24 protein-coding genes are annotated in these 23,890 nt (G+C 51.3%); 3 read left to right on the forward strand and 21 right to left on the reverse strand.

The window, feature by feature from the left end; all coding sequences use genetic code 11:
• Together feoB and BRO54_RS14065 are read right to left on the reverse strand one after the other, a co-directional pair.
• Positions 1 to 1,203: ferrous iron transport protein B (gene feoB, locus BRO54_RS14060; RefSeq protein WP_074044351.1), on the reverse strand; the 1,203-nt coding region annotated here is incomplete at its 3' end.
• A 2-nt stretch (positions 1,204 to 1,205) separates the two neighbouring features.
• Positions 1,206 to 1,427, reverse strand: a complete 222-nt coding sequence (locus BRO54_RS14065; protein ID WP_074044352.1) for a FeoA family protein — start codon at positions 1,425 to 1,427, stop codon at positions 1,206 to 1,208.
• A 226-nt stretch (positions 1,428 to 1,653) separates the two neighbouring features.
• Between BRO54_RS14065 and BRO54_RS14070 the strand changes: the two genes are divergently transcribed.
• Complete coding sequence (locus BRO54_RS14070; protein ID WP_074044353.1) at positions 1,654 to 2,613, forward strand: bile acid:sodium symporter family protein; 960 nt, start codon at positions 1,654 to 1,656, stop codon at positions 2,611 to 2,613.
• A 161-nt stretch (positions 2,614 to 2,774) separates the two neighbouring features.
• On the opposite strand, the gene BRO54_RS14075 is transcribed toward BRO54_RS14070, so the two are convergent.
• The 10 genes from BRO54_RS14075 to BRO54_RS14125 all read right to left on the reverse strand — a co-directional run bounded on the left by BRO54_RS14075 (position 2,775) and on the right by BRO54_RS14125 (position 12,268).
• Positions 2,775 to 3,701: an endonuclease I family protein gene (locus BRO54_RS14075; RefSeq protein WP_015374940.1), complete on the reverse strand. Its 927-nt coding sequence runs from the start codon at positions 3,699 to 3,701 to the stop codon at positions 2,775 to 2,777.
• 63 nt (positions 3,702 to 3,764) lie between these two features.
• Positions 3,765 to 5,270: a Na+/H+ antiporter NhaC family protein gene (locus BRO54_RS14080; protein WP_021321477.1), complete on the reverse strand. Its 1,506-nt coding sequence runs from the start codon at positions 5,268 to 5,270 to the stop codon at positions 3,765 to 3,767.
• Between the two features lie 173 nt (positions 5,271 to 5,443).
• Entirely contained in the window at positions 5,444 to 6,292 is an 849-nt protein-coding gene (locus BRO54_RS14085) for a metallophosphoesterase (protein ID WP_033012693.1), read from the reverse strand.
• A gap of 60 nt (positions 6,293 to 6,352) precedes the next feature.
• Positions 6,353 to 6,928: a YkoP family protein gene (locus tag BRO54_RS14090; RefSeq protein WP_020279320.1), complete on the reverse strand. Its 576-nt coding sequence runs from the start codon at positions 6,926 to 6,928 to the stop codon at positions 6,353 to 6,355.
• Between the two features lie 445 nt (positions 6,929 to 7,373).
• Positions 7,374 to 8,087, reverse strand: a complete 714-nt coding sequence (locus tag BRO54_RS14100) for a GntR family transcriptional regulator (protein WP_023634484.1) — start codon at positions 8,085 to 8,087, stop codon at positions 7,374 to 7,376.
• A gap of 158 nt (positions 8,088 to 8,245) precedes the next feature.
• Entirely contained in the window at positions 8,246 to 9,658 is a 1,413-nt protein-coding gene (locus BRO54_RS14105) for a glycoside hydrolase family 1 protein (RefSeq protein ID WP_074044354.1), read from the reverse strand.
• Between the two features lie 26 nt (positions 9,659 to 9,684).
• Positions 9,685 to 11,004, reverse strand: coding sequence for a PTS cellobiose transporter subunit IIC (gene celB / locus BRO54_RS14110; RefSeq protein WP_074044355.1), 1,320 nt, complete (start codon positions 11,002 to 11,004; stop codon positions 9,685 to 9,687).
• Between the two features lie 15 nt (positions 11,005 to 11,019).
• Positions 11,020 to 11,352 (reverse strand): PTS sugar transporter subunit IIA, encoded by a 333-nt coding sequence (locus tag BRO54_RS14115; RefSeq protein WP_020279317.1) that lies wholly within the window; start codon positions 11,350 to 11,352, stop codon positions 11,020 to 11,022.
• Between the two features lies 1 nt (position 11,353).
• Positions 11,354 to 11,665 (reverse strand): PTS sugar transporter subunit IIB, encoded by a 312-nt coding sequence (locus BRO54_RS14120; protein WP_013145220.1) that lies wholly within the window; start codon positions 11,663 to 11,665, stop codon positions 11,354 to 11,356.
• 297 nt (positions 11,666 to 11,962) lie between these two features.
• A complete protein-coding gene (locus BRO54_RS14125; protein WP_015374948.1) occupies positions 11,963 to 12,268 on the reverse strand; it encodes a MerR family transcriptional regulator in 306 nt (101 codons plus the stop codon).
• Between the two features lie 180 nt (positions 12,269 to 12,448).
• Between BRO54_RS14125 and BRO54_RS14130 the strand changes: the two genes are divergently transcribed.
• Together BRO54_RS14130 and BRO54_RS20110 are read left to right on the forward strand one after the other, a co-directional pair.
• Entirely contained in the window at positions 12,449 to 12,664 is a 216-nt protein-coding gene (locus BRO54_RS14130) for a Fur-regulated basic protein FbpA (RefSeq protein WP_014195964.1), read from the forward strand.
• Positions 12,624 to 12,761 (forward strand): hypothetical protein, encoded by a 138-nt coding sequence (locus BRO54_RS20110; RefSeq protein ID WP_011231352.1) that lies wholly within the window; start codon positions 12,624 to 12,626, stop codon positions 12,759 to 12,761. Before BRO54_RS14130 ends, BRO54_RS20110 begins: the two co-directional genes overlap by 41 nt.
• Before the next feature lie 81 nt (positions 12,762 to 12,842).
• On the opposite strand, the gene BRO54_RS14135 is transcribed toward BRO54_RS20110, so the two are convergent.
• The 9 genes from BRO54_RS14135 to ahlS form a co-directional block, all read right to left on the reverse strand.
• On the reverse strand, positions 12,843 to 13,349 hold the full coding sequence (locus BRO54_RS14135; RefSeq protein ID WP_074044356.1) for a MarR family winged helix-turn-helix transcriptional regulator: 507 nt from the start codon (positions 13,347 to 13,349) through the stop codon (positions 12,843 to 12,845).
• A 276-nt stretch (positions 13,350 to 13,625) separates the two neighbouring features.
• Positions 13,626 to 14,828, reverse strand: a complete 1,203-nt coding sequence (locus BRO54_RS14140) for a nitrate/nitrite transporter (RefSeq protein WP_074044357.1) — start codon at positions 14,826 to 14,828, stop codon at positions 13,626 to 13,628.
• Positions 14,829 to 15,063: 235 nt separating this feature from the next.
• On the reverse strand, positions 15,064 to 17,211 hold the full coding sequence (gene nasC / locus BRO54_RS14145; RefSeq protein ID WP_074044358.1) for an assimilatory nitrate reductase catalytic subunit NasC: 2,148 nt from the start codon (positions 17,209 to 17,211) through the stop codon (positions 15,064 to 15,066).
• Between the two features lie 11 nt (positions 17,212 to 17,222).
• Positions 17,223 to 17,528 carry a nitrite reductase small subunit NirD gene (nirD, locus tag BRO54_RS14150; RefSeq protein ID WP_033012699.1) on the reverse strand — a complete coding sequence of 102 codons (306 nt, stop codon included), beginning with the start codon at positions 17,526 to 17,528 and terminating at the stop codon, positions 17,223 to 17,225.
• A 151-nt stretch (positions 17,529 to 17,679) separates the two neighbouring features.
• Positions 17,680 to 20,106 carry a nitrite reductase large subunit NirB gene (gene nirB / locus BRO54_RS14155; RefSeq protein WP_074044359.1) on the reverse strand — a complete coding sequence of 809 codons (2,427 nt, stop codon included), beginning with the start codon at positions 20,104 to 20,106 and terminating at the stop codon, positions 17,680 to 17,682.
• A 367-nt stretch (positions 20,107 to 20,473) separates the two neighbouring features.
• Positions 20,474 to 20,878, reverse strand: a complete 405-nt coding sequence (locus BRO54_RS14160; protein ID WP_021321593.1) for a DnaA N-terminal domain-containing protein — start codon at positions 20,876 to 20,878, stop codon at positions 20,474 to 20,476.
• An 18-nt stretch (positions 20,879 to 20,896) separates the two neighbouring features.
• On the reverse strand, positions 20,897 to 21,298 hold the full coding sequence (locus BRO54_RS14165) for an acyl-CoA thioesterase (protein WP_011231360.1): 402 nt from the start codon (positions 21,296 to 21,298) through the stop codon (positions 20,897 to 20,899).
• Between the two features lie 221 nt (positions 21,299 to 21,519).
• Positions 21,520 to 22,707, reverse strand: a complete 1,188-nt coding sequence (locus BRO54_RS14170; RefSeq protein ID WP_021321592.1) for an iron-containing alcohol dehydrogenase — start codon at positions 22,705 to 22,707, stop codon at positions 21,520 to 21,522.
• An 18-nt stretch (positions 22,708 to 22,725) separates the two neighbouring features.
• Positions 22,726 to 23,574, reverse strand: coding sequence for an AhlS family quorum-quenching N-acyl homoserine lactonase (gene ahlS / locus BRO54_RS14175; RefSeq protein WP_033025506.1), 849 nt, complete (start codon positions 23,572 to 23,574; stop codon positions 22,726 to 22,728).
• Positions 23,575 to 23,890 lie beyond the last annotated feature (316 nt).

A 23,890-nucleotide genomic window follows, 5' to 3' on the forward strand; every position in this document is an offset into this window, starting at 1 on the left:
AACGTTGCAGCCAAAGCCGATGATCATCGGGATAAACGCCTTGCCGTTTAACCCGATCGCTTCCATCATCCGGTCCATCACCATCGCCACGCGCGCCATGTACCCGGAGTCTTCGAGAAGCGAGATGAAAAAGAACAAAATGAAAATTTGCGGAACAAACACCAGAACCCCGCCGACCCCAGCGACAATCCCGTCCAAAACGAGTGCCTTGATAAACGGCGACGCCCCCGCCCAGTCGAGAAGACGGGACAGCCAATCAGTGAACGGCCCTGAGAAGAAAGCGTCAAGCTGATCGGCAAGCGGCGTCCCAAGCCAGTTAAACGTGAGCATAAACACGAGATACATCAGCGCCAAAAAAATCGGCAGCCCGACATAACGGTTTGTCACAACCACATCGATTTTTTCCGTCCATGTCAACGGTTTGTTCTCAAGCGCGATCGCCGCAACAGCGATCGCCTCACCGATCCAGCGGTCACGCGTCTCATAAATCTGTTCGGCGACCGAAGATCCGAGCTTCTGTTCCGCCTCTGCGCGGGCTTCTAGAAGCGGAGAAAGATCCAACCGCCCGCGCAAATAGGCGGCGATGCGCTCGTTTCCTTCTAGAAATTGCAACGCCATCCAGCGCTTATCTCCCGGCATGTCATCGGGCAGTTGCTCAGCAATGCGACGGACTGCGCGTTCCACCTCAACGCCGTAATCAATAAAAATGCGGGAATGGTGTCCGTCTTTTGCCGACAAAATGGTGCGCGATAACTCCTTTGTCCCCTTTCCCGTTCGGGCGATGACCGGAACAACTGGGACGCCGAGATGGCGTGACAGCTTGGCGGCATCGATTTTGACGCCGCGTTTTTCAGCGACATCCACCATATTCAAAGCGATGATGAGCGGGCGGCCAAATTCCAATAGCTGAACCGTCAAATGCAAGTTGCGCTTGAGTTGCGACGCATCAACGATATTGACGATTGCCGAGCATGGCTCGGTCAATAAGAAATCAGTCGCCACTCCTTCATCACGGGACAGCGGCTGGAGCGAGTAAATGCCGGGCAAATCGACGACCGGCACACCGTGTTGGCGGAGCACTCCTACTTTCTTCTCAACCGTTACCCCGCTCCAGTTGCCAACATATTCATAAGAGCCGGTTAAACAATTAAACAATGACGTTTTTCCAGTGTTCGGATTGCCAAACAGCGCTACGTACGACATATTTATTTCACCTCAATGGATGACGCCTCTTTGCGCCGTAAGCCGATGGCCTGCCCATCAACTTCGATCATCACCGGTCCGCCAAACGGCATCGCAGCTTTCAACCGCACCGTTTTCCCTTCTTTGACCCCTAGATGAAGGAGGCGCTGTTTCAGTGCCTCCTGCTCGACGGCCAAATGGACGACGACCGCTGCTTCTCCTTTATGCAAATCGGTCAGCACCATCGTCTTTTCCCCCTATTTCCCTGTCTATTCTCATGTGTGTCAAGAATGATTCTTTTTCTCAATTCCTATCATAGCATAACCGAAGAAAAAGGAAGTGACTTTTTTCACAATCATTCTATATTGTCAACATTTTTTCAAAATTATTCTTCATATTAGTTGAACTCTTCAAAAAAATATATATAATTTCTTGTATATCTTTCCCATCTTTGTTCAAGGAGTGAGTACAGTGAATACACTAGGAAGAATCAGCAACTTTGTCGGCAATACGTTTGCGATTTGGGTGCTTTTGTTCGGAGCGCTTGCTTTTTTCGCTCCCGGCGCGTTTACGTGGATCGCCCCGTATATTGTGCCGCTTTTAGGCATCGTGATGTTTGGCATGGGATTGACGCTGTCAGCGAACGATTTTAAAGAGGTGTTCAAGCGTCCGCTTGATGTGTTAATCGGCGTCGTTGCCCAGTTTCTCATCATGCCGCTTGTCGCGTTTTTGCTCGCTTATTTCTTGCCGGTTTCGCGTGAAGTGGCGCTTGGCATTATTTTAGTCGGCTGCTGTCCGGGCGGAACGGCGTCCAACGTCATGACGTATTTGGCGAAAGGAGATACGGCTCTGTCGGTCGCCGTCACGTCTGTTTCGACGATTTTAGCGCCGATTTTGACGCCGTCGCTCATTTTGCTTTTAGCGGGAAAATGGCTGTCGGTGTCCGCTGCCGCCTTGTTTTGGTCGATCGTTAAAGTCGTGCTGATTCCGATTGTTTTAGGGCTCATCGCCCAGGCGCTGTTCCAAAAGCAAGTAAAAGCGTGCATCCCGGCGCTGCCGCTCGTTTCGGTCATCGCCATTGTTGCCATCGTCGCCGCCGTCGTCGGGCAAAACCAAGCGGCCATTGCCAAAAGCGGGCTTCTGATTTTTCTTATTGTCGTTGTTCATAACGGATTGGGCTTGCTGCTTGGGTATTGGTTTGCCAAACTGTTTCGCCTGTCGCCGCCAAAACAAAAGGCGATTTCCATTGAAGTGGGCATGCAAAACTCTGGGCTTGGTGCGGCTTTAGCGACCGCCCATTTTTCGCCGCTCGCCGCCGTTCCAAGCGCTATTTTCAGCGTCTGGCACAATATTTCCGGCCCGATTGTCGCAACGTACTTCCGCAAACAAGCAGACCGCCAGACAACGGATGAACAAACGATTTCCGCTTGACCTCTCTCACGCTTTGTTTAGCCGCAAAAAAGCTGTCTCCCGAAATGAAACGACCGTTTTTCGGAGACAGCTTTTCTTCCTATTATCACGCTGTTTTTCCGCTCTCGGACGATTAGGCGCTCTTTGGAAACAAAAAGCGGACATCCGCCCTCAATCTCATTTCACAGCGCCCCCTCAAACGGAAACACCATCCTTCCCGCTAGTTCCGGGAAATCAATGAACGGATTGCGGTTGCCTTGGATGAAGAAAATCGCGCTGTTGCGATGATGCTCATACACCGTTGGCGGAAATTGTTCGTGCCAACGGACAAGGAGCGGAATATCGATTTTGCGCCGGAATGATTTCGCGATCGCCTTCGGGTAGCGAAGCAGAAAGTAAAGCATCGCCCTTGCCGCCGTCCCTTTGCCGTATTCCGGCTCGAAATAGCCGTTATGGACGACGCCGCAGCGGTTTTGGATTTGCTCGTCGGGATCTTCCGGATTGTAAAACGGGAAATCCGCGTACGGAAAATTCGACCGCATCGTATTGCACTCCGGCTGACAAACGAATAAATGATGCAAATCGCCTTTCATCGGTTCGCGGGCGCCAAACCACGACTGCGGGACAACATGTTCCGCATTGAATTTCCATTGCTGCTCGATCGTGTTCACCCGCTCGTGCACATCGCCCCATCCATTTTTCGTCCTTCTCAACAGTTGACGAAACTCTTCATAACGCCGCTTCATCGTTTCCACATCTTGAACGATCAGTGTTCGTGGATCTTTCCGCTCGCCGGAATACAAGCTGCGCACCGTTCCGTCCGGGTGCAAGTCGACCCATGTGTACAAATACTCATCCTTGCTGAAAAAATACGGCAGCCGCCGCTTATGGGTGTGCGCCGCCAGTTCATGATAGCGGACAAACAACATCAATCCGTCCCCTTCAAGCGGCAGATGGCGGTAATACCGTTCGCGCGCCCGCTCATCTTCTGCGGCCCGATAATACGCATCCTCCACCGCGAGCCGCTCATTCAGCTGCTCGAGCCGTTCTTTCGGATCTTCCTCCCGCCATTGGCCGAGCTCCTCAAGCCGCCGTTCCGCCTCTCCCATCAGCGTTCCCCTTTCTTTTTTCTTTTAGTGTATCACGGAAGGCGAAAGAGGGCGATAACGGCGTTAATGCAAAAGAAACGATGTCGCGCCGAACAAAACGGCGGCGATGCCGGCGGCGATCAACGACGGAATCAGCTTCGTTCGCGCGTATTCCATCACCGGCAAATCCAAAATGGTGCAAAGCGTCACCGTATTGTCGCTAAGCGGCGACGCGAACGCCCCGAATGTGCCGCTTGCAAACACAGCGCCGATGACCGGCAAAATATTCGCTCCTGACTGGCTCGCGAGCGTTACACCAAGCGGCATCAACATCCCCCACGTCCCCCATGACGAGCCGATGAAATAGGAAATGACGGCGCCAAGCAAAAACAAAATCGGAGCGACGAAAAACGGCGGAATCCATTCTTTGACATGGCCCGTAATGTATTGCGAAAACCCTAAATCCTCCGCCACAGCCGACAGCGCCCAAATGAGCGCCAGCATTAAAATGACGGAAATCAGCTCATTGCCGCCTTTAACAAAATGAGTCAATAAATCGTTCAGCTTAAACTTTTGCCAAAGGAAAAAGGCCACTGTAATGATCACGGTAAACAACAGCGCCTCCAACATCGCACCGAGCGCATCGCTTTGCAAAAACGCCTGCCAAAACGTTCTTGCCCCCCGGCGGCCGTCCCACCAACTTAAAAACAACGTCAAGACAAGCACGATCGAAAGCGGAACGATCAAATTCCACGGCTTGACCGGCGTTTCTTTTTGGTAAGCGCGCGGGCATGTCTGCATCGCGTCTCCTTCTTCCCCTTGCGCTTCATTGGGCTCATTGTCAGCCGGCCGCTGTTCTTCCGCCATTTCGAGCGCCAACCGCTCGTTCCAGCTTCGAATCGGCGCCTCTTTCCGCTTTTCGCTTACTGCCGCTTGTTTTTTGCGCGAATAGACAAAAAAACTGTAGTAGAGCCCAACCGCAATAATGGCATACGAGAAAAAGTTAAACGGAATGCTTCGGACGTACACGATGTACGGCTCCGCTCCGATGCCAGCCGTATCAAGCGCCTTATCGATGACCGACACCATATAGCCGACAAACGCGGTGGCAATTGGGATGAGCGCGACAACCGGGTTGGATGTCACCTCAATGGCAAAGCCGATTTGCTGGGACGACAGCCCAAGCCGTTTGCGCAGCGCCTTCATGATCGGCGCGACGGTGACGATGCGAAAATCGGGGTCGCTAAACGTCACCATCGTCGAAATCCACGTCAGCAGCATGGCGGTTTTGGCCGATTTCACTTTTTTGCTGACGAGATGGACGAACCCTTTGATTCCCCCGGTATATTTGATCATGCTGACAAGACCGGCGAACACATACAAGAAAATGATGATGCGAATGTTGTTCGTCTGCATCAAGTTATCGACGACGTAATGAAGCATCGTCCGCAGCCCGCCAAGCAACGACGGCGTCATGAAATAGCTGCCGACCAACAGCCCGACAAACAGTCCAGGGATCACTTGCTTCGTCCAAATTGAAATCGGGATGACAACTAAAAATGGCAAGAGAGCTTTCCACGACGGTTCCATTGGCCATTCACTCCTTTCTTTAAAAAGTATGGCGATTGTTTCCCTTGTCTATGCAAACGGTCATTGATTTCCCCCAACAACAGGGAGACGAGTCCACACAAAAAGCGCGCCGCATGGTGGCACGCGCAAGCGAAACCGCTTTCCTGCCTAATAAAAAAATAAAAAGCTGCCAATTAGACAGCTTTCACTGCTTCTCTTCGGGACGGCAGCGCCAACAAGTGGAGCGTCACTTCCGGCTTCGAGCCGATTCGAATGTTCACCCCGGTTTGCCCAAGCCCTTCGTTGATATAAAACGGTTTCCCCTCCCATTCATGATAACCTTTGATCATGTTCCGCTCGGTGAGCGTTTTGCTCATTTTCGCCAAATGGTACGGCTTTGGCCAATGAATTTGCCCGCCGTGGAAATGGCCGGACAACAAGTAGTCAAAATGATAGTCTTTCATATGCGGCACGATGTCCGGATCGTGCGTCAACACGAGGTTGATGCCGTCTTTCACGCCGGCGTATGCCTTTTTGATGTCGCTGCGCCCCGTGTAAAAGTCATCGATGCCGATGATATTGACGGTTTGACCGTTGACGGTGATCGTTTTCGTCTCGTTTTGCAAGACGACGCAGCCGTGCGCCTCAAGCGTCGCTTTCAAGCGCGCAAACGGTTCGCCTTGAAGCACGTAATCGTGGTTGCCAAACACCGCATACATGCCGTACGTCGGTTTCAATGCATTCAGCGCGCCCAAATACGGACTGAGCTTGGCGATGCTTTCCTCACGGTCCAAAAAGTCGCCCGTCAACGCGATCAAATCGATCGCTTCCTCTTTCAGCTTTTCGTATAAATCGTCCGGGGTGATCGACAGTTTTTCAAGATGCAAATCCGATAGCTGCAAAATCCGAAGGGCTCCGTCTCCATCCTCTGAACGGCCGACTTGGACTTTATGCAAAACCGCTTCATACGTGTTGCGGTGGGCTTTGCGAATGGCCAAAGCAAGCAATAACAAGATTGCAAGAAAAACAAAAAAGAATGTCATCGTCTTCTCTCCTCCCTCGATACCCATTATAGTGAAACGGAGGAGAGAAGAAAGAGGGAGTTAGTGGATGAGATGGCAGCCGTACAACGAAAACAATTTTTCCTTTGACATCACCAAATATTTCGGCGGGCGGACAAGCGGCATGAGACGGTGTTGGGCCACTGTCATCATCGGCCAATGGGATGCCATTTTAAACCAACGATAAAATGAATTGCCAATGTCAATGGCATCAAATCCGAGTCTCTCACAACCTTTGTTTAACATCGTCACGCCGATGATCCCTTTTATGCGGGAGGACTGTTTGTGATGGTAAAGATGATGGGCAACATACGGCAAACCGGCTTTCACTTGTTCGAAAATATAACGTCCTTTTTGAATATCGCTTCGATACTGCATCAGTTCGCGAAGCAGACGAACATTATGAAGGTGAATTTTCAACAGCCAGTCATTGGCCGCGATCGTCGTTCCGTCCGAAAGGTGAATGGTTTCACCCTTGTATCGAAGCAAACGGACGCGGAAAATGGAACGACAGCCGTTCTCTTTCCCACCAACATATTCGAGGCGGGAACATGCATAATAGAGCGGATCCATCAGTCCCCATACAGACAACAGCCACTGCGTCGCTTTGCTTCTCATTGGCGGCATCCTTCCCTGCTCGTTCTATCCATTTACATTATGGAATCGATCGAGCGCCATTATAAATGGAGAAAAAAGGAGAAAAAATCGCTGCATAACCAGTCGGGAGACGCGCGTACTGAGGTCCAGTTCCATTTCACCCCCTGCCCCAGGCTGTATCCCACCCGAACACAAGCGGAGCTGATCAACCAAACGATCGGGTTTTTGCAGGAAGGGCTTCGTTTGCTGTCGTTGTAGGGCAGTCGAACCGTGGGACGCACGGGGATGGCTTGGTTCATAGCCTGCCGTTGGGCGGGTGTTCCCAAGAATCTCCCACCTCTAAGCGTTAGCGTAGGTGGGAGAGCGTTCAATAAACCACCAACTCTCTAGAAGAAAGACGGAAAGAACAACCCTGAACGGCAAACAAAACGCGCCTGCCTTCCCGGATCGCGAAAGCAGGCGCCGTTTAGCGGCGGGTGCTGACGGTGACGAATACGAATTTGTCGTACCGATGACGGGAAAAGGAGTATTCAAAGGGCTCTCCATTGTTCAAAAAACCAACCTGTTCCAATTCCAACACCGGATCGTCGGGTGCGCACTGCAAGTACTGGCGATCAAGCTCATTCGGCTTATCCGCGCGGATCTTTCGGTGCGACCCTGCAATCGTTAAGCCGAGTTCGTGAGTGATGTAACGATAAATCGAGCCATGAAGCACCGTTTCGTTGAGCCCCGGGATCAAATGGACGGGCATATACGTCCGTTCAATGACGTACGGTTCGCCATCCACATTGCGCAGCCGGATTAAGTGGTACACCGGTGTGTTCGCGTCGATGCACAAATGAGCAGCCACCTCATCAGATGGAAACAGCACTTCAAACGTGATAATATGGCTTGTCACCTTTCGACCTTTCAATAAACTCGTCAAGCCGAGCGTTTCGTTGCTGACGACGTTCACCAATCCATCAAGCATGGCGGATTTTACAATAAACGTGCCATGGCCGCGCTTTCGATACAACAGCCCTTCGGACACAAGCAGATCAAGCGCCCGTTTCACGGTCATCCGGCTGCAGCCAAACTCCTCAGCGAGCGAGATTTCATCAGGAATCGGCTCGTCTAGGGAATACACTCCCTCTTTAATTCGTCTGCGTATTTCGTTAGAAATTTGCTCATATTTTGGCATCGTTTTCATCCCTCGTCATTGTCCTATTTTCATTGTACGAACAATCATCTGTTTGCACAATAGCCAATGCGGCTTTCTCCTTCACTGCTTTTGCGTTGCCGCTCCGTCCTCCCAACCGACAAAAAGCGCCCCGCTGCCCGGGACGCCTTGCTTTCCGTTTAAAATCCGTTGTTTTCTGCCAACGATTTAAACCAATAACCACTTTTTTTAATGGTTCGTTTCAAACCGTTCTCCAAGTCGACTGCCACGAGCCCATACCGATTTTTATAGGCATTGGTCCACGACCAATTGTCCATAAACGCCCAAATATGGTAACCTTTAACATTTGCTCCTTCTTCAATCGCGCGATGCACCCATTTTAAATGCTCTTGAATGAATTCAATCCGGTAGTCATCGTGAATCATGCCGCTTTCATCACGGAACCGTTCTTCTCCTTCAACACCCATCCCGTTTTCAGAAATAAAGCACTCAATGTTTCCATATTTTTCTTTTATATTAATTAAAATATCATAAATACCTTTTTCATAAATTTCCCAACCGCGATACGGATTCATTTTCCGCCCCGGCATGGCATAGTAATCGAAAAACCGTTCAGGCAAAAACGGGGCGTCCGGATTTGGCATATTTTCTTTTGCCTTGACGCGGCGCGGTTGATAGTAGTTGATGCCGAGCAAATCAATCGTGTTTTCTTTGATCAGCTCGCGATCACCGGCTTCCGTTACAGGCAAAAATCCATGTTCATCCAACAGTTCAATCAAATCTTGCGGGTATTCTCCTTTCACCGCAGGATCTAGGAAGCTCCTGTTAAACAACAAATCGGCAATATGCGCCGCTTTCACATCAGCAGGGTGCTGGCTGCGCGGATAAGACGGCGTTAAATTCAAAATAATGCCGATCTTTCCATCCGGTATCGCCGCCCTGCGGAAGGCGGCAACCGCTTTGGCATGAGCAATCATCGTATGGTAAGCCACTTGTACAGCGCGGCGGAAGTCTACGATGTTGGGGTAATGAAAATCATATAAATACCCGCCTTCCACCGGAACGATCGGTTCATTGTGGGTAAACCATTTTTTTACCCGATCCCCGAACAAATCAAAACAAATGCTGGCGTAGCGGGTATATGCATCCACGACTTCGCGGCTTTCCCAACCTCCGATATTTTGCATTGCTAACGGCATATCAAAATGATACAAATTCACAAATGGCTCGATCCCACTCGCCAATAGTTCATCAATGACTGCATTGTAAAACCGCACGGCTTCCAGATTGACCTCACCGACTCCATCTGGAATCAAGCGTGACCACGAAATCGAAAACCGGAATGAATTATGCCCGATCTCCTTCATCAAAGCAATATCCTCTTTGTAGCGGTGATAAAAATCTGATGTGGTTGACGGACCGACACCGTTAAAAAAGCGATGTGGCTCCTTCTCATACCAATGATCCCAAATGTTCTTCCCTTTCCCCCCTTCGTTTGCCGCTCCTTCGATTTGCGTCGCTGATGTCGCACTTCCCCACCAAAATCCGGCAGGAAAGCGATACGTGATTGGTTGCTTTGATCGTTGTTCCATCGTGATTCACCTCATTTGCTGTATCGTTATGATGCACTTTTCGCAGCGTCTTGCCCCTCTTCCCGCTCTTTTTGCAAGTTCATCCGGTCAATGAACTTTAAGAATGGAAACCAAATGACAAGCACAATCAGGAAATTGACCACTTGCAGCAATCCGCCGGCCAGCGAGTTCGTCGCCATAATGCCGTTGATGAAAATCGGCACCGTCCACGGCACCGCTACGCCGTTAGGCGGCGGTACAAGGCCTGAGGACATCGCCAAATAGGTCACCAACGTGACGACCATCGGTGCCAAAATCCACGGGACGATGACGAGCGGATTCATCACGACCGGCAAACCGAAAATAATCGGTTCATTGACGTTAAAGATTCCGGGTCCGAGCCCGAGCTTAGCCACCTGCTTCATTTGCTTGCTCTTCATAAAGAGCAAGATGGCGAAAATGACAGCGAGCGTCATTCCCGTTCCGCCCATGCCGACCGTGTAAATTTCAATAAACTGTTTGCTGACGACATGCGGAACTTCCCCCGTTTTTGTATACGCATTTAAGTTTTCGAGCGACAGTGTGTTCCAAATCGGATCCATCACCGAGTTAATGATGATTTGCCCATGCAATCCGAAAAACCACAAAATTTGCGTGACAAAAATCGCGATCAGCGTTGGAATAATGCCGCTTCCCAGCCCGACAAGCGGTGCTTGCACTGCATTGTAAATGACATCATGCATGTTTGTCTTAAAAATTTGTGTTACAATGATATTAACGACGAGGAAGAAGGTCAGGGTGACCACCGCCGGAATCAACGCCGCAAACGACTTCGCAACCGCCGGCGGCACCCCGGCCGGCATTTTGATTGTAATATTTTTTTGTACAACCTTCCGGTAAATTTCACCAGCAGTAAATGCGGTAATCATGCCAAGAAACATCCCTTTCGCTCCTAGGCGGTCGAGCGGGATGACTCCTTGCACAGCCTCTTTCCCCTCAACCTGCAAAACGAATGGCGTCAACAAGAGAAAAGAAGCTAACGCGATCGCACCGCCAAAAACCCCTTCGACTTCATAACTTTTCGATAAATAGTAACCAATGCCGAATACAACAAAAATCGTCATCACGCCCATCGTTGCATTTGGAGCAACGCCGAGCATCTCCTTGAGTGTATTGAGGCTGTTTTCACTCATCACCTTGTCCAAAAACGGCAAGTTAGCGATGACGACCGCGATTGAACCGAAAATCGTCAGCGGAAATGCTAACATAAACGCATCGCGCAACACTTGCAAATAACGGCTATTGTTCAACTTTCCTGCGATCGGAACGAGAACTTTGCTTAGTTTTTCGAATAATGCTTGGTTCATGTCGCCATCCTCCCTTTACACGTTTCGTTCCTTCAACAGCGCAAGCATTTCTTTTACAATTTCTTTCATTGCCAGCGTTGACATGACATGGTCTTCCGCATGCATAAGAAGCAACGTAAGATTTGTTTCTTCTCCACCCGCTTCTTTTTGAATGAGCTGAAAATGAACATCATGGGCGATGCTTAAGTCTTGCTCTGCTTCTTGAATCAGCCGCTCCGCTTCTCCGACCTGTCCGTTCCGGTATTCACGGATGGCTTGGACGATTTTGCTGCGGGCATTGCCGCTATGCAAAATCAGCTGGAAAGCGACTTGTTCATTGGTGAGTTGATTGACATCGATTTTTTCCATCTTACTTGTCCCCCATCAATTTTAATGCCTGCTCATACACTTTTTTGCCATCCGCCATCCCATAAGCCACCATGTCAATGACATCGACTGGAATGCCATATTTTTGCGCTTCTTTTTGCAATTCCCCTTTCAAAAAGCTCATTTGTGGACCAATAAGGACGACATCAGCTTTGGCCATCTCTTTTTTCGCCTGATCTTGGCCGACCGCCCAAATCTCTGCCTCCTCACCGACGGATTTGGCATACTCCTGCATTTTCGTCACTAGCAAGCTTGTCGACATTCCAGAACTGCACGCCAATAAAATCCGTTTCATGGTTCATTCCTCCTCTTTGCATTGAGTAAAACAAATGATATCGTTTTCAATTTAAATTATATACATTTATTTTTATTTGTCTAGTCATTTAATAAAAAAGATTAATATTTTTAAACCAACCTTTTGATCCTGCAACAAAAAAAGCGCGCACGAATCTCTGTGCGCGCCAAGCAACTATGCTCTTATTATTGGACAAACGCCGCTGTGTTTACATCCTGTTGGCACACGGCCAGGCGGTTTTCCGCATGCTCTGCTTCCAAGCAGGGATGCATCCAAAATTCGAATCTGCCCGCGCCCCTAGGAACGCATCCGAAAATGCGCATTCATTTGCCCTTTCAACATCCGCTCGCGCAGCTCTTTCGTCATCTCTTGACGGATTTCCCACGTCGATACCCCTTCCTCGCGCTGATTGGCGATTTTCATCAACTGCTCCACATCGGCGAACGAATATTTGCGGATGCCTTTCGAACGGTCAGGGAACACCAGCTTCCGTTCCTCGTAATAACGAATTTGCCGTTGCGACAGCCCGGTCAGTTCGCTGACAACCCCGATCGAAATGACTTTTTTGTATTTGTAGTGATCTTCTTGCGGATGAGCTGTCATACTCCTCACCTCAATACGTTATATTTTCTAACGTAATTATACAAAAAATGATGTTAGCTCGCTAACTTTTGTAAATAAAATTAACATATTTTTTAAATTTCCTGTAAATGAGCTTAACACATTTGCTGTACACTGAAGAAAAAGATAGTATGGTAAAGGTAAAAACAGGGAGGGAATCGAATGGGGACATGGATGAGAAGCGCCGTGCGGAAGAAAAAGCAATTTTATATTGAACAGCTCGTACGGTTCGGCTTAGCCGCTGACCGTGATCGGCTTGAAGAATGGACAATGGCCGAACTGCGACGCGAATACGAACGATTCCACCCCGCCCAGACGATCGAAGGAGGACGCCGCCATGGACAAACAAGCGCTCGAACTGGCCAAGCGCATCATTGAGCTCGATCTGGAGCGCGATGCGATGTTTGAGCAACTGATCGCGCTCATCGGCAACCGAGCAGATGAACTGCTTCGTTTTTTGCAAAATCGATTGTAAAACGATCGCAAATGAGAAAGTGCCCTGAATTTCTTCACGGGCACCTTTTCTCATCATCATTCTTCAATAGACAGGGTTACATCAATATTGCCGCGGACAGCTTTGGAGTACGGGCACATTTGACCAAGAAGAATGTTGTTCATCATTCAGCCGCACAAGCAACGACCGCAGCAACATCAACAATTCGCTCCACTCTTGATTGGAAAGCCCTACTCGTTTGACAATTTCTTCTGGTATGCATTGTGCCTTTTGTTTGATTTTCTCGCCCTGTTCTGTTAAAACAATGCGCACAACCCGTTCGTCTTCTGGCGATCTCAACCGTTGAACGAGGCCATTCTCCTCCATTCTTTTCAACATTGGCGTCAGTGTGCCGGAATCCAAATACAATCGTTTTCCAAGCTCTTTCATTGTCGTCTCCCCTTGCTCCCACAACACGAGCAAAACGAGATATTGCGGATATGTAATCCCTATTTCTTCAAGAAAAGGACGATATAACTTCGTCAATTCACGAAAACAAGCATAAATGGCAAAACAAAGCTGATGGTCTAAACGCAGCGCATGATCGTTTGACACGATTTCTTCCTCCATTTCTTTTCAAGGTTGGACACCTGCCTCCTTCTCCCTACTATATCGATCTCCCTCTTCGTCTGAAACCCGTTGGAGGCTTTCTGAAGGAAGATGATGAAGAAGGCTCCGCCTGTTTCCTTACAGAGGCGAGAGCCTTCCGAAATCAGTGATAAGGGTGGACGTCGCAAAACCGCCCCCTCTTTGTCAACCTAAAGAAAGGACTGTTTTCCACCAGTTTTTTCGTTCAATCAAACGATTTCCTTTGAAAGTTTGCAGCGCCTCTTTGGGTTGCCCCATTCATTCTGCTGCTTTTTGAGAGAAATGTTCGATCGTAACCGTCGTCCCTTGAAGGCGACGAGCAGCCATCACCGCGATCGCGAAAACGAAAGCAAGCATCCAAAACCCATACGCCGAAGAGCCGGTCCACTGCTTCATCACCCCGAGCACGTTCGGCAGCAAAAACCCTCCCAGTCCGCCAGCGGCGCCGATGATGCCCGTCAACAAGCCAACCTCTTTCGGAAACCACGTCGGAACGACTTGGAACAAAGCACCGTTCGCCGCGCCAAAACAAAGGAAAAGAGCAACCATCAATCCGAACAGGACGAAAAGAGACGGCAATGTACCGATGCAAGCCAGCAACAAAGTCCCAGCGGCAAACAACAAGGAAAGAAGCCGCATTCCGCCGATCCGGTCAGCGAGATAACCGCCAATCGGGCGGATGAAACTGCCCGCAAACACGACGGCGGTGACGAAATCGCCGGCCGTGACTTTACTGACGCCGTATTCATCAAAGAAGAAAATGCCTAAGTATCCCGTCAGCCCGACAAATCCGCCGAATGACAAGCTGTAGAAGAAACAAAACAGCCATGCTTCTTTTCGACGGAGAACGGCTCCGTATTCACGCAACGAAACGGGTTTCACCGCTGTTGGACATTCACGCGCCAGCCAAGCGAATAGAAAAAAGACAACAACTAGCGGTACGAGCGCCAACCCGAACACCGCGTTCCACCCATACGCCTCCGCCAGCCGCGGGCCAAACAGCGTTGCCAGCACCGTCCCGCTGTTTCCGGCCCCAGCGATCCCCATGGCCAGCCCTTGATATTCTTTCGGATACCAGCGGCTCGCAAGCGGCAACGCAACGGCAAAGCTGGCTCCGCCCACCCCTAATAAAAATCCGAGCGCATACACATCCGACATCCGGTCAGCGAACTGCCACCCCCACACAAGCGGCACAACTGTCACCGCCATGCCAAGCAGACCAGCCCGCTTCCCGCCCCAGCGGTCGGCGAGCATCCCCATCGGAATGCGAAGCAGCGCCCCGCCCAACACGGGAATGGCGACCATCATCCCTTTTTCCGCCGGCGTGAGCGCAAACGACTCAGCGACAAATACACCAAGCGCGCCAAGCAAGTTCCAAATCATAAAGCTGATATCAAAATACAAAAACGACGATAAAAGCGTCGGCGCATGCCCGACGCGCCAAAACGATTTCCTCGCCATCTTCCCCCGACTCCCCCTTGGCACAGAATGTTCGTTATGCTAAAATGGAAATGAAAGCGATTTCTCCACCTACTTCCCGCCGTATTGCCGGGAAGTTTTTTTTCTGCATTCGTGATTCATTGAAAAATTCGGCGATTGACTAGACCCATCACCATAGCGTTCCCCGCTCGCGAACCTTAATGAGTGCGGTTTCCAACTGCTGATGAGAGGCAGAACGATGTTTGAATCTTGATGGCTAATTTCTCCCTAAATCAACAACCGGCCGCACCCGAGCTGCGCACCGCTTAAACGCCGGCATCCGGCAATGCGGATCGAGCTCATCGGACGTGACGTTGTTGATTTGCCCAAGGCCGCTCCAGTGGAATGGGACAAAGATGGTATCCTCGCGAATTTGATCATTGTAACGGCTGCGGGCGACCGCCGCACCGCGCCGCGTTTCAATGCGCACAAGCATCCCTGGGCCGATCCCGTATCGTTTGGCTGTCCTCGGGTGGATCTCGACGGTCGCCTCCGGCTGCCGCGCCGAAAGCGCCGGGCTCCGCCGCGTTTGCGTTCCGCTCAAATAATGAGCAAGCACCCGTCCGGTCGTTAAATAAAGCGGATACCATTCATCCGTCTCCTCTTTCTCCGGCCGAAACGGCAAAACCGCAAACCGAGCCTTGCCGTCCGGATGAGCAAACCGTTCCGTAAACAGTCGAGGAGTCCCAGGATGATGCGGATCGGGGCAAGGCCAGTAGACACGTTCGCGCCGAAGCCGCTCATACGTCACACCGTAATAATCTGCTTTGCCGCCGCGGCTTGCCAGCCGCAGTTCGTTGAAAATCTCTTCGGCTGACGTAAAGGAAAAGCAGCGGCCCTTGCCAAGCTTGTGCGCAATCGCGCATAAAATTTCCCAATCATGTTTCACCTCCCCAGGACGCTTCCGAGCCGCCGGCCGAAAGCACACCCGCCCTTCGACGTTCGTCACCGTGCCTTCGTCTTCCAAATACGACGAAACAGGCAGCACGAGATCGGCCAGCTCGGCTGTTTCCGACAAAAACATATCCGCAACGACAAGAAACTTCAGTTTTTGCATCGCTTTGGCCACAAACGCCGCATTCGGGCTCGAGACGACGGGGTTCGATCCCATGACCAACAGCCCGGTAATCTCGCCCGCACCGATTTTTTGCATCATTTCATACGCTGACACTCCCTTTCGCGGCAGCTCATCCGGCGAAATGCCCCATATGTTCGCAATATACCGGCGGTGTTCCGGATGCTCAATGCTTCGATAGCCCGGCAGCTGATCAGCTTTTTGTCCATGTTCGCGGCCGCCTTGTCCGTTTCCTTGCCCAGTGATCGATCCAAAACCCGAACCGGGACGGCCGATTTTCCCTGTCGCCAATACGACATTCATCCAGTGTCTGACCGCCGCATAGCCGTCCGCCTGCTGCTCCAAGCCGCGCGCCGTGAGCACGATCGCATCGGCCGCCTCCCCGTACTTTCGCGCCGCCAAGCGAATCTTCTCTTCCGGCACGTCAGTCAGCCGGACGATCTCATCCATCTCCACTGCTTCTATGTGCTGTTTCCATTCGGCAAACCCAACCGTCCGCTCGCGCACAAACGCTTCATCGATAAATCCTTCGTCAAGCAACACTTTTCCTATGCCGACGGCCAATGCCGCATCCGTTCCGGGCTTGAGCGGCAGGTGCAGATCCGCCAACGCCGCCGTTTTCGTTTCCCGCGGATCCACCACGATGATAAAAGCGCCGTTCTTCTTCGCTTCATAAAAATACGGCATCAACGTCGGCTGGCATTCGGCGATATTGGTCCCAGCCAAAATGATCGTCTGAGCGAGCGGAATATCGGACAGTGGATTCGTCAACCCGCGGTCAAGACCGAATGCGTCGTTCATGGCCGCTGCGGCTGCCGACATGCAAAAGCGTCCGTTGTAGTCAATATGCCGTGTCTTGAGCGCCACGCGGGCAAATTTTCCAAGCAAATACGCTTCCTCGTTCGTCAATGACCCGCCGCCGTAAACGGCAAACGCATCAACTCCATCTTCCTTCTGAATGGAGATGATTCGTTCCACGATCAGCGAAAGCGCCTCCTCCCAACTTACCCGCACAAACCGGCCGTCCACTTTCGCAAGCGGAACCAACAGCCGCTCGGGATGCAAAGCGTGCTGGTGGGCGTTCATCCCCTTTAAACAAAGGCGGCCGTTGGACGTCGGGTTGTCGGTCGGGACCGCCTTGTAGCGGCGCCGTTCCACAATCCGCTCCTCCACCAGCTGAAGCGTGCACTGGACGCTGCAAAACGGACATTGGGTCGCGGCGGCCGTTTCCGACGCCCGTTCTTTTTCCTTGGCGCGAAAGTAGCGCAGCAATTCATTCGTCATCGTCATTCACCCGTTTCCTACAACTCCACATATACACAGCCGTCTTCCACAGCCACGCGGTACGTTTTGACACACCCTTCATCCGGCGCCTGCGCCTGACCGTCTCTTAAGCAAATTTTCCAATCATGAAGCGGACAAAACACATACTCGCCGCTGACAATGCCTTGCGACAGATCACCTCCTTTATGCGGACAGCGGTTTTCAACGGCATATACCCGGTCTTCACCCGTACGAAATAAAGCAAGTTCAAGCGCTCCGATACGCACACATTTTCCAAGCCGTTTCGGCAACTGTTCGATTGTTCCCACTTCTACTCTCATCATCACTTGATCCTCCTCGCATGGATGCATAGTCAAAGGCCAGCCTGTTGGGCAGCCTCTTTTCTCTCCGCTGAAACGCTGGATAAGGCTGGGCGGCGGAAGCAACCGGCTTTTTTGCCCGCCCATCTTTCCGTTCGCCCGCCGTCATCCCCCTTCATTCCACCGGCACCGGCTCTTTGTCGCCGATATCGCGGAACAACATTTGTTGCAGTCTCTCGTTTTCGACGATGTCCCGCCACGGATCTTTTGTCGCCGAAAGAGCTTTGTGAAGCCGTTCGAGCAGCGCGCGGCGCGTTTCCACATCGAACAACACTTCGCGGATATGCTCAAGCCCAACGCGCTCGACCCATTTGGACGTCCGTTCCAAATAATGCGCGGACTCGCGGTAATATTGCAAAAAAGCGCCGGTCATCTCGATCACCTCGTCTTCCGTCTTGACCGTGCAAAGCAAGTCAGCTGCACGCAAATGGGTGCCGCCGTTGCCGCCGACATAAATCTCCCATCCGCCCTCGACGCCGACGATGCCGACATCTTTAATGCCCGATTCCGCGCAGTTGCGCGGGCAGGCGGAGACGGCCATTTTCACTTTATGCGGCGTTTTCAGCCGCTCAAATGTTTGTTCCATCCGAATGCCAAGCCCGGTTGAATCTTGCGTGCCAAAGCGGCAAAACTGCTTGCCGACGCACGTTTTCACCGTCCGCAGCGCCTTGGCGTAGGCGTAGCCTGACGGCATGCCGAGATCGGCCCAAATGCGCGGCAAATCTTCTTTTTTCACCCCAAGCAAGTCGATGCGCTGCCCGCCTGTGATCTTAATCATCGGCACGTTGTATTTTTCCGCGACATCGGCGATGTTCCGCAGCTGCTCGGCTGTGGTCACCCCGCCGTATATGCGCGGCACAACGGAGTACGTGCCATCGGCCTGGATGTTGGCGTGCAGCCGTTCATTGACAAACAAAGATTCCGCTTCTTCATCGTACTCACCCGGATAAAGCATGCCCAGGTAATAATTGAGCGCCGGACGGCATTTGGAACAGCCTTCCTCGTTTTTCCATCCCAATACGCTCATGACTTCTTTGACCGTCATCAACCGTCTTTGTTCGATGGCCTCGAGCACTTCCTCACGGCTTAGGTCCGTGCAGCCGCAGATCGTTTCTTTCACCGTATACCGATTCGCTTCTTCACCGAGCATATGCTCAAGCAGCTCGGCGACAAGCCCTTTACACCCGCCGCATGAGCGGGACGCGTTCGTATAGTCGCGCACCTCGGCGACCGTCTTGAGCCCGTGTTCGGCGATCGCCTGACAAATCGCGCCTTTTGTCACCCCGTTGCAGCCACAGACGACATCGGTATCCGCCATCGCCGCCACAAGGCTTCCTTTTCCTCCCGATGAAGCCGGCGTCAATAACGAAAGAGAAAGCGCCTCAAGCGAATCGCCGCGCTGGATCATATCAAATAGTTTTCTTCCTTCGCTTGTATCGCCAAACAGCACGGCACCAACGATTTTCCCTTCGCGAACGACGACTTTCTTGTACACCGAGCGCGCTTCGTCGTACAACTTGATCGATTCCGTGCCCTCAACGTCCATAAACTCGCCGGCTGAGAACACATCGACGCCTGACACTTTCAGTTGGGTCGAGACGACGGATCCTTCGTACGGCTTTCCTTTTCGGCCGCAAATCGCTTGTGCCAGCACTTTCCCCTGTTCATAAAGCGGAGCGACGAGTCCATACACAACACCGCGATGTTCCGCGCATTCACCGACCGCGTAAATGTGCGGCACACTCGTTTCCAAGTAGTCATTGACAACGATTCCTCGATTCACCTCAATGCCGCTTTTCCGCGCTAACTCAACATTCGGACGAATGCCGACCGCCATCACCACCAAGTCGGCGGCAATGGACGTACCGTCCTTAAATCGCACTCCTTCCACACGGCCGTTGCCGAACAATTCGGCCGTCTCTTTGCGAAGCAAAAAGTTCATCCCTTGTTTCTCCAGCTCCCGCTGCAGCAGCTTCGAAGCGGTCGGGTCAAGCTGGCGTTCCATCAAATAGTCGAAAATATGGATGACATCGACATCCATCCCTAAGTTAAGCAGGCCGCGTGCCGCCTCCAATCCAAGCAAGCCGCCGCCGATGACCGCCGCTTTTTTGTACGTCTTCGCATATTCGATCATCCGCTCGCAATCTTGGATGTCGCGAAACGCCGTCACCCCGGGCAAATCCGCTCCCGGCACCGGCAAGATAAACGGATTCGACCCCGTCGCGAAAATCAATTCATCGTATTCGACTACCCGCCCACGGTCGGTCCGGACAAGCCGCCGCTCGCTGTCGACTTCCGTCACCGTTTCACCGGCAAACAGCCGAATGCCGTTTCGTTCGTACCATTCCCAACTGTTCAAGGTAATCTCATCAATGGACGTATCCCCTTGCAGCACCTTCGACAACAAAATGCGGTTATAATTCGGATGCGGTTCGCTGCCAAAAATCGTGATCTCAAACGCCTCACGGTCAAGTTTTAAAATCTCCTCGATGCAGCGAACCCCCGCCATGCCGTTGCCGATTAACACGAGTTTTCGTTTCACGTCGCCATCCCTCCATACTTCATACGTTGTTCCACTTTCTTATTGTCATCGATGCAGCCAAAGCCGGATCGTCATCACCAGCATCTCCCATAATCCGACCGTTCTTGTTTTCATCACCCTCACATTCCCCTGTGTGCCTTGGTTGTGCCCATCATATCATGCAAAAAACGAAGTATGCATTTTATTTGTAAACTTATATAACATATTTTTAACATAAAATAATGAATAATCGCATAAAAAATCAGTTTAATATACGCATTTATCATATCAGCGTAACTTTTTATTACATAAAAACACGCGCGAAAAAGCGGCCTTCGCATGATCGAGCGGAGGCCGCTTCTTATTGGAGGTTGCTCATAGGGGATCATCAGTGGATCGGGCGGGACGCGAGCAGCTCATCAATGATTCGCGCGTAGTGGTCAATGCGCCGCTCAAGCTCATCCACTTGCTTCTCAAGCTGGGTCATATATTGGCGAAAGGTCATGGGAACGCCGTTCCGCTGTTCGAGCCGCTTTTCGATTCGCTGCCGCTCGCCGTGGACAGAGACGAAGATGCGCATCTCGCGGCCGAACACTTCGCGGACGGTTTCACTGATGAGTTCGCCGTATCTTGTTTGCAGCCATTCACATTGAATCTCGTTTAGGCATTCGATGATGAGCCAATCCTCATCCACCGTCGCAGACGTCGAAGCAAACCAAGTGTCAAACGACGGGCCGGACAGCTTTTGCGCAAGCTTCGTTTTCACTTGCTCCCAAAGATGATGCTCCTTCACGCACTCACCCCCTTTCGTCTACTCGCCTGGCTGCCATACATGTTCGCGCAATTTCGCCCGAATGTCATCCGGAATCGGCTCGGGCCGCCCGGTGTCAAAATTGAAATTGACATACACCGACCGCCCTTTCGCGCAGACCACACCGTTTTGGTGGATTTCTTCATAAATCGTGAGGCTTGTGTTGCCGATGCGTTCAATGCCGGTATACACGGTCACATCTTGCCCATAATACATTTGGTTGACATAATCGACTTCCATACGGATGATCACCATCCGCCAACGTTTGAATGACAAATCAGGCGTAAACAGCTTGAAAATTTCATGCCGCCCCGCTTCAAACCAAACGGGCACGGTCGTATTGTTAATATGGCCGACGCCGTCCGTCTCCGACACGCGCGGCGTAATGACAGTCGTAAACATAAACGCTCCCCCTCAACCAAACTGGAATCTTCTTTTGTCGAATTTAGGCGACTGATGTATATGGGTTCGCTCCACGATGTGGAAATTCCTGCTTCACCATCAAGAAAACGTGAAAAACGTCGCCCCTTGAGCGGAAGGGGGATCCAACCTGAGGAGCGAGACCCTATTTCCAACAGCCAAAGAAAAAACAGGAGCCTGAAGCAGCCCCTGTTTTTGTGTTCTCACTTGTTGTTCGGTTCCATGATCGTCCCGGCAAACGCGGCTTGGTAAATCGCGCGGATGTCGGCTTCCAAAAGCGGCATCGGGCTGCGGGCGAGCAGCCGTTTTTGCTGGACGGCGTCCTTCGTCAGACTTTCTAACGCGCTTTCCGGAATGCCAAAACCGCCGAGCGTCTTCGGAATGCCGACATCGGCGACGAGGCGCTCGAGCTCCTCGACGCAGCGGTGCGACGCCTCCTCCTCTGATAAAAAGCTCGAGTTGCCGCCGAGGGCGTTTAAGATATCAGCCATTCGTTTCGTGCAGCTTTGGCGAATGTAGCCCATCACATATGGCAAGAGCACGGCATTTGATTCGCCATGGGCGATATGAAACTGTCCGCCAAGCGGATAAGCGAGCGCATGCACGCCGGCCACCCCGGCGTTGAAAAACGCCAAACCGGCCAGGTAGCTGCCGTTCGCCATATCGGTGCGCGCCTGTTTGTCCGTTCCGTTTTCCACCGCTTTGCGCAATGAGCGAGAAATCAGGCGCATGGCGGCGATGGCCAACCCATCCGATGTCGGGCTCGCATTGACCGACACGTACGCTTCAACCGCATGGGTAAGCGCATCAATGCCCGTCGCCGCTGTCACCCGCGGCGGAACAGAAACAGTGAGTTGCGGGTCGACGATCGCCACATCCGCCAACAAATAGTCATGCGTCACGACGTCTTTCGTCGTTTCTAAGGACAATACGGAGATGTTCGTCACCTCCGACCCGGTGCCTGATGTCGTCGGAATCAATATTTTCGGCAATCCTTTTTTCTCAAGTGTTCTCGTTCCCGTCAAGTTTAAATAATCGGCGACCGAACCTTCATGCACGGCCAAAACAGCGGCCAGTTTCGCCAAATCCATCGCGCTGCCGCCGCCGACGCCGATGACAAGGTCAAACTCTCCGTCGCGGACAAACGCCACCGCCTTCTCCCCCGTTTCAAGCGGCGGCTCCGGCACAACATCCGTATATACATGCACGCTGCACCCTGCTTGCCGGAGCGGAGATGCCACTTGCTCGACGAGACCGAGTTTTTCAAGCGCTGGATCGGTGATCACCAACACGTGTTTTGCCCCAAGCCTTTTTACTTCTGGAACTAACTGGCCAAGCGCCCCCCAGCCGACATAGCTGAGCGGCGGAAAGACGATGCGGGATGCGGTCATCAATACTGCCCCTTTCTTTCATTCGTAGTATCCTTCTGTGGATTTGCGAAATTGGCTAAATTGTTCTGCATCATGACCAAACCAAATTTCAGAATTAGTTTCTTGAGCAATGCGGCGAATTCGTTCGACGGTATTCACATAGCCGAGCGAATCGTAAATAATACCGGGCGGCTTAACAGGAGGACCATAATTTTCCGCTGTGTAAATCGCGTCGGAGGCAAGGATTATTTTCCCCGTTTCCGCCAGTTCAACATGAAGGCCCAACATTCCCCAAGCATGACCACTTCCAAAGTTTAACACTCTTACCCCTTCTGCCAGCAAAATCTGATCCTCATGCCGTTTTACTGTCCGCCACTGCAAGTTGTTTTTAATCCATGCATCGATATCAGCCCAAATATAAGCTCCTTCTTTTTGGTTTCTCGCATAACATTGCAATGCACCGTTAAACTCGTCTTCATGGACAACAATCGTCGCATTCGTAAACATTTCCAAACATCCAGCATGGTCTAAATGCAAATGAGAAGCAACAACATAACGAATATCCTCTGGACGGACTCTTAACTGTTCTAACCGATTGTGCAAATAACATTCTTCACTGGCATTCCATGGGAACATTTGCTGGGTCGCTTCCGCCCATCTACCTTGAGGACCCATAGAATTCGGGTTACAGGCTGTATCGAACAAAATTTTTCCTTCCGGATGATCAATAAGAACCGTATAAATAGGAAACTCCACAAACTCCGTCTGTGCATTCGGATTGTGAATCGTCGCCGGATTGTGCATCGCAATCATCCAGTTCTTGTCCATCCTCATTCGTCCATTATCCATGACATACAACTTTGGGCGAGGTTTAACTATGTTTGTCATCATCTTTTCCTCCTCTATCATTATTTGATTAGGGGGTCTTGTCACCTTCCCCTGTTTTTTCATTTACGCAAGCAGTATGCCAACCCCCATAGCTGACGACATACACAAGTTATAACAATCCTTCTCTCTCCCTCCACAGGACTGGTGGAACGCGGACACCATCGGCCATTTGGCAGTCTTTCATCCGAAAAACGAGCTAAGGCATGTCTAATAAAAAGAACATAACCAAAAAGCAGTCGACTCAAATGTTTTATGACCCTACATTCATATTTCAACGAAAAAAATCACCATTGCAGAGAAGGAAAAGATGACAACT

This window comes from Geobacillus proteiniphilus, from assembly GCF_001908025.1.
Classification (GTDB): domain Bacteria; phylum Bacillota; class Bacilli; order Bacillales; family Anoxybacillaceae; genus Geobacillus; species Geobacillus proteiniphilus.

Excerpts from the sequence above, each read along its gene's own strand:
- BRO54_RS14130 (WP_014195964.1), top strand. The coding sequence starts at position 12,449 with ATGGGGACATGGATGAGAAGCGCCGTGCGGAAGAAAAAGCAATTTTAT.
- nasC (WP_074044358.1), bottom strand. The coding sequence starts at position 17,211 with ATGACGATGACGAATGAATTGCTGCGCTACTTTCGCGCCAAGGAAAAA.
- BRO54_RS14135 (WP_074044356.1), bottom strand. The coding sequence starts at position 13,349 with ATGGAGGAAGAAATCGTGTCAAACGATCATGCGCTGCGTTTAGACCAT.
- BRO54_RS14080 (WP_021321477.1), bottom strand. The coding sequence starts at position 5,270 with ATGGAACCGTCGTGGAAAGCTCTCTTGCCATTTTTAGTTGTCATCCCG.
- BRO54_RS20110 (WP_011231352.1), top strand. The coding sequence starts at position 12,624 with ATGGACAAACAAGCGCTCGAACTGGCCAAGCGCATCATTGAGCTCGAT.
- BRO54_RS14090 (WP_020279320.1), bottom strand. The coding sequence starts at position 6,928 with ATGAGAAGCAAAGCGACGCAGTGGCTGTTGTCTGTATGGGGACTGATG.
- BRO54_RS14115 (WP_020279317.1), bottom strand. The coding sequence starts at position 11,352 with ATGGAAAAAATCGATGTCAATCAACTCACCAATGAACAAGTCGCTTTC.
- BRO54_RS14075 (WP_015374940.1), bottom strand. The coding sequence starts at position 3,701 with ATGGGAGAGGCGGAACGGCGGCTTGAGGAGCTCGGCCAATGGCGGGAG.
- BRO54_RS14120 (WP_013145220.1), bottom strand. The coding sequence starts at position 11,665 with ATGAAACGGATTTTATTGGCGTGCAGTTCTGGAATGTCGACAAGCTTG.
- BRO54_RS14165 (WP_011231360.1), bottom strand. The coding sequence starts at position 21,298 with ATGTTTACGACTGTCATTACGCCGCGCGTGTCGGAGACGGACGGCGTC.
- BRO54_RS14100 (WP_023634484.1), bottom strand. The coding sequence starts at position 8,087 with ATGCCAAAATATGAGCAAATTTCTAACGAAATACGCAGACGAATTAAA.
- BRO54_RS14170 (WP_021321592.1), bottom strand. The coding sequence starts at position 22,707 with ATGACCGCATCCCGCATCGTCTTTCCGCCGCTCAGCTATGTCGGCTGG.
- BRO54_RS14085 (WP_033012693.1), bottom strand. The coding sequence starts at position 6,292 with ATGACATTCTTTTTTGTTTTTCTTGCAATCTTGTTATTGCTTGCTTTG.
- celB (WP_074044355.1), bottom strand. The coding sequence starts at position 11,004 with ATGAACCAAGCATTATTCGAAAAACTAAGCAAAGTTCTCGTTCCGATC.
- BRO54_RS14140 (WP_074044357.1), bottom strand. The coding sequence starts at position 14,828 with ATGGCGAGGAAATCGTTTTGGCGCGTCGGGCATGCGCCGACGCTTTTA.
- BRO54_RS14105 (WP_074044354.1), bottom strand. The coding sequence starts at position 9,658 with ATGGAACAACGATCAAAGCAACCAATCACGTATCGCTTTCCTGCCGGA.
- BRO54_RS14125 (WP_015374948.1), bottom strand. The coding sequence starts at position 12,268 with ATGACAGCTCATCCGCAAGAAGATCACTACAAATACAAAAAAGTCATT.
- BRO54_RS14065 (WP_074044352.1), bottom strand. The coding sequence starts at position 1,427 with ATGGTGCTGACCGATTTGCATAAAGGAGAAGCAGCGGTCGTCGTCCAT.
- ahlS (WP_033025506.1), bottom strand. The coding sequence starts at position 23,574 with ATGACAAACATAGTTAAACCTCGCCCAAAGTTGTATGTCATGGATAAT.
- nirD (WP_033012699.1), bottom strand. The coding sequence starts at position 17,528 with ATGATGAGAGTAGAAGTGGGAACAATCGAACAGTTGCCGAAACGGCTT.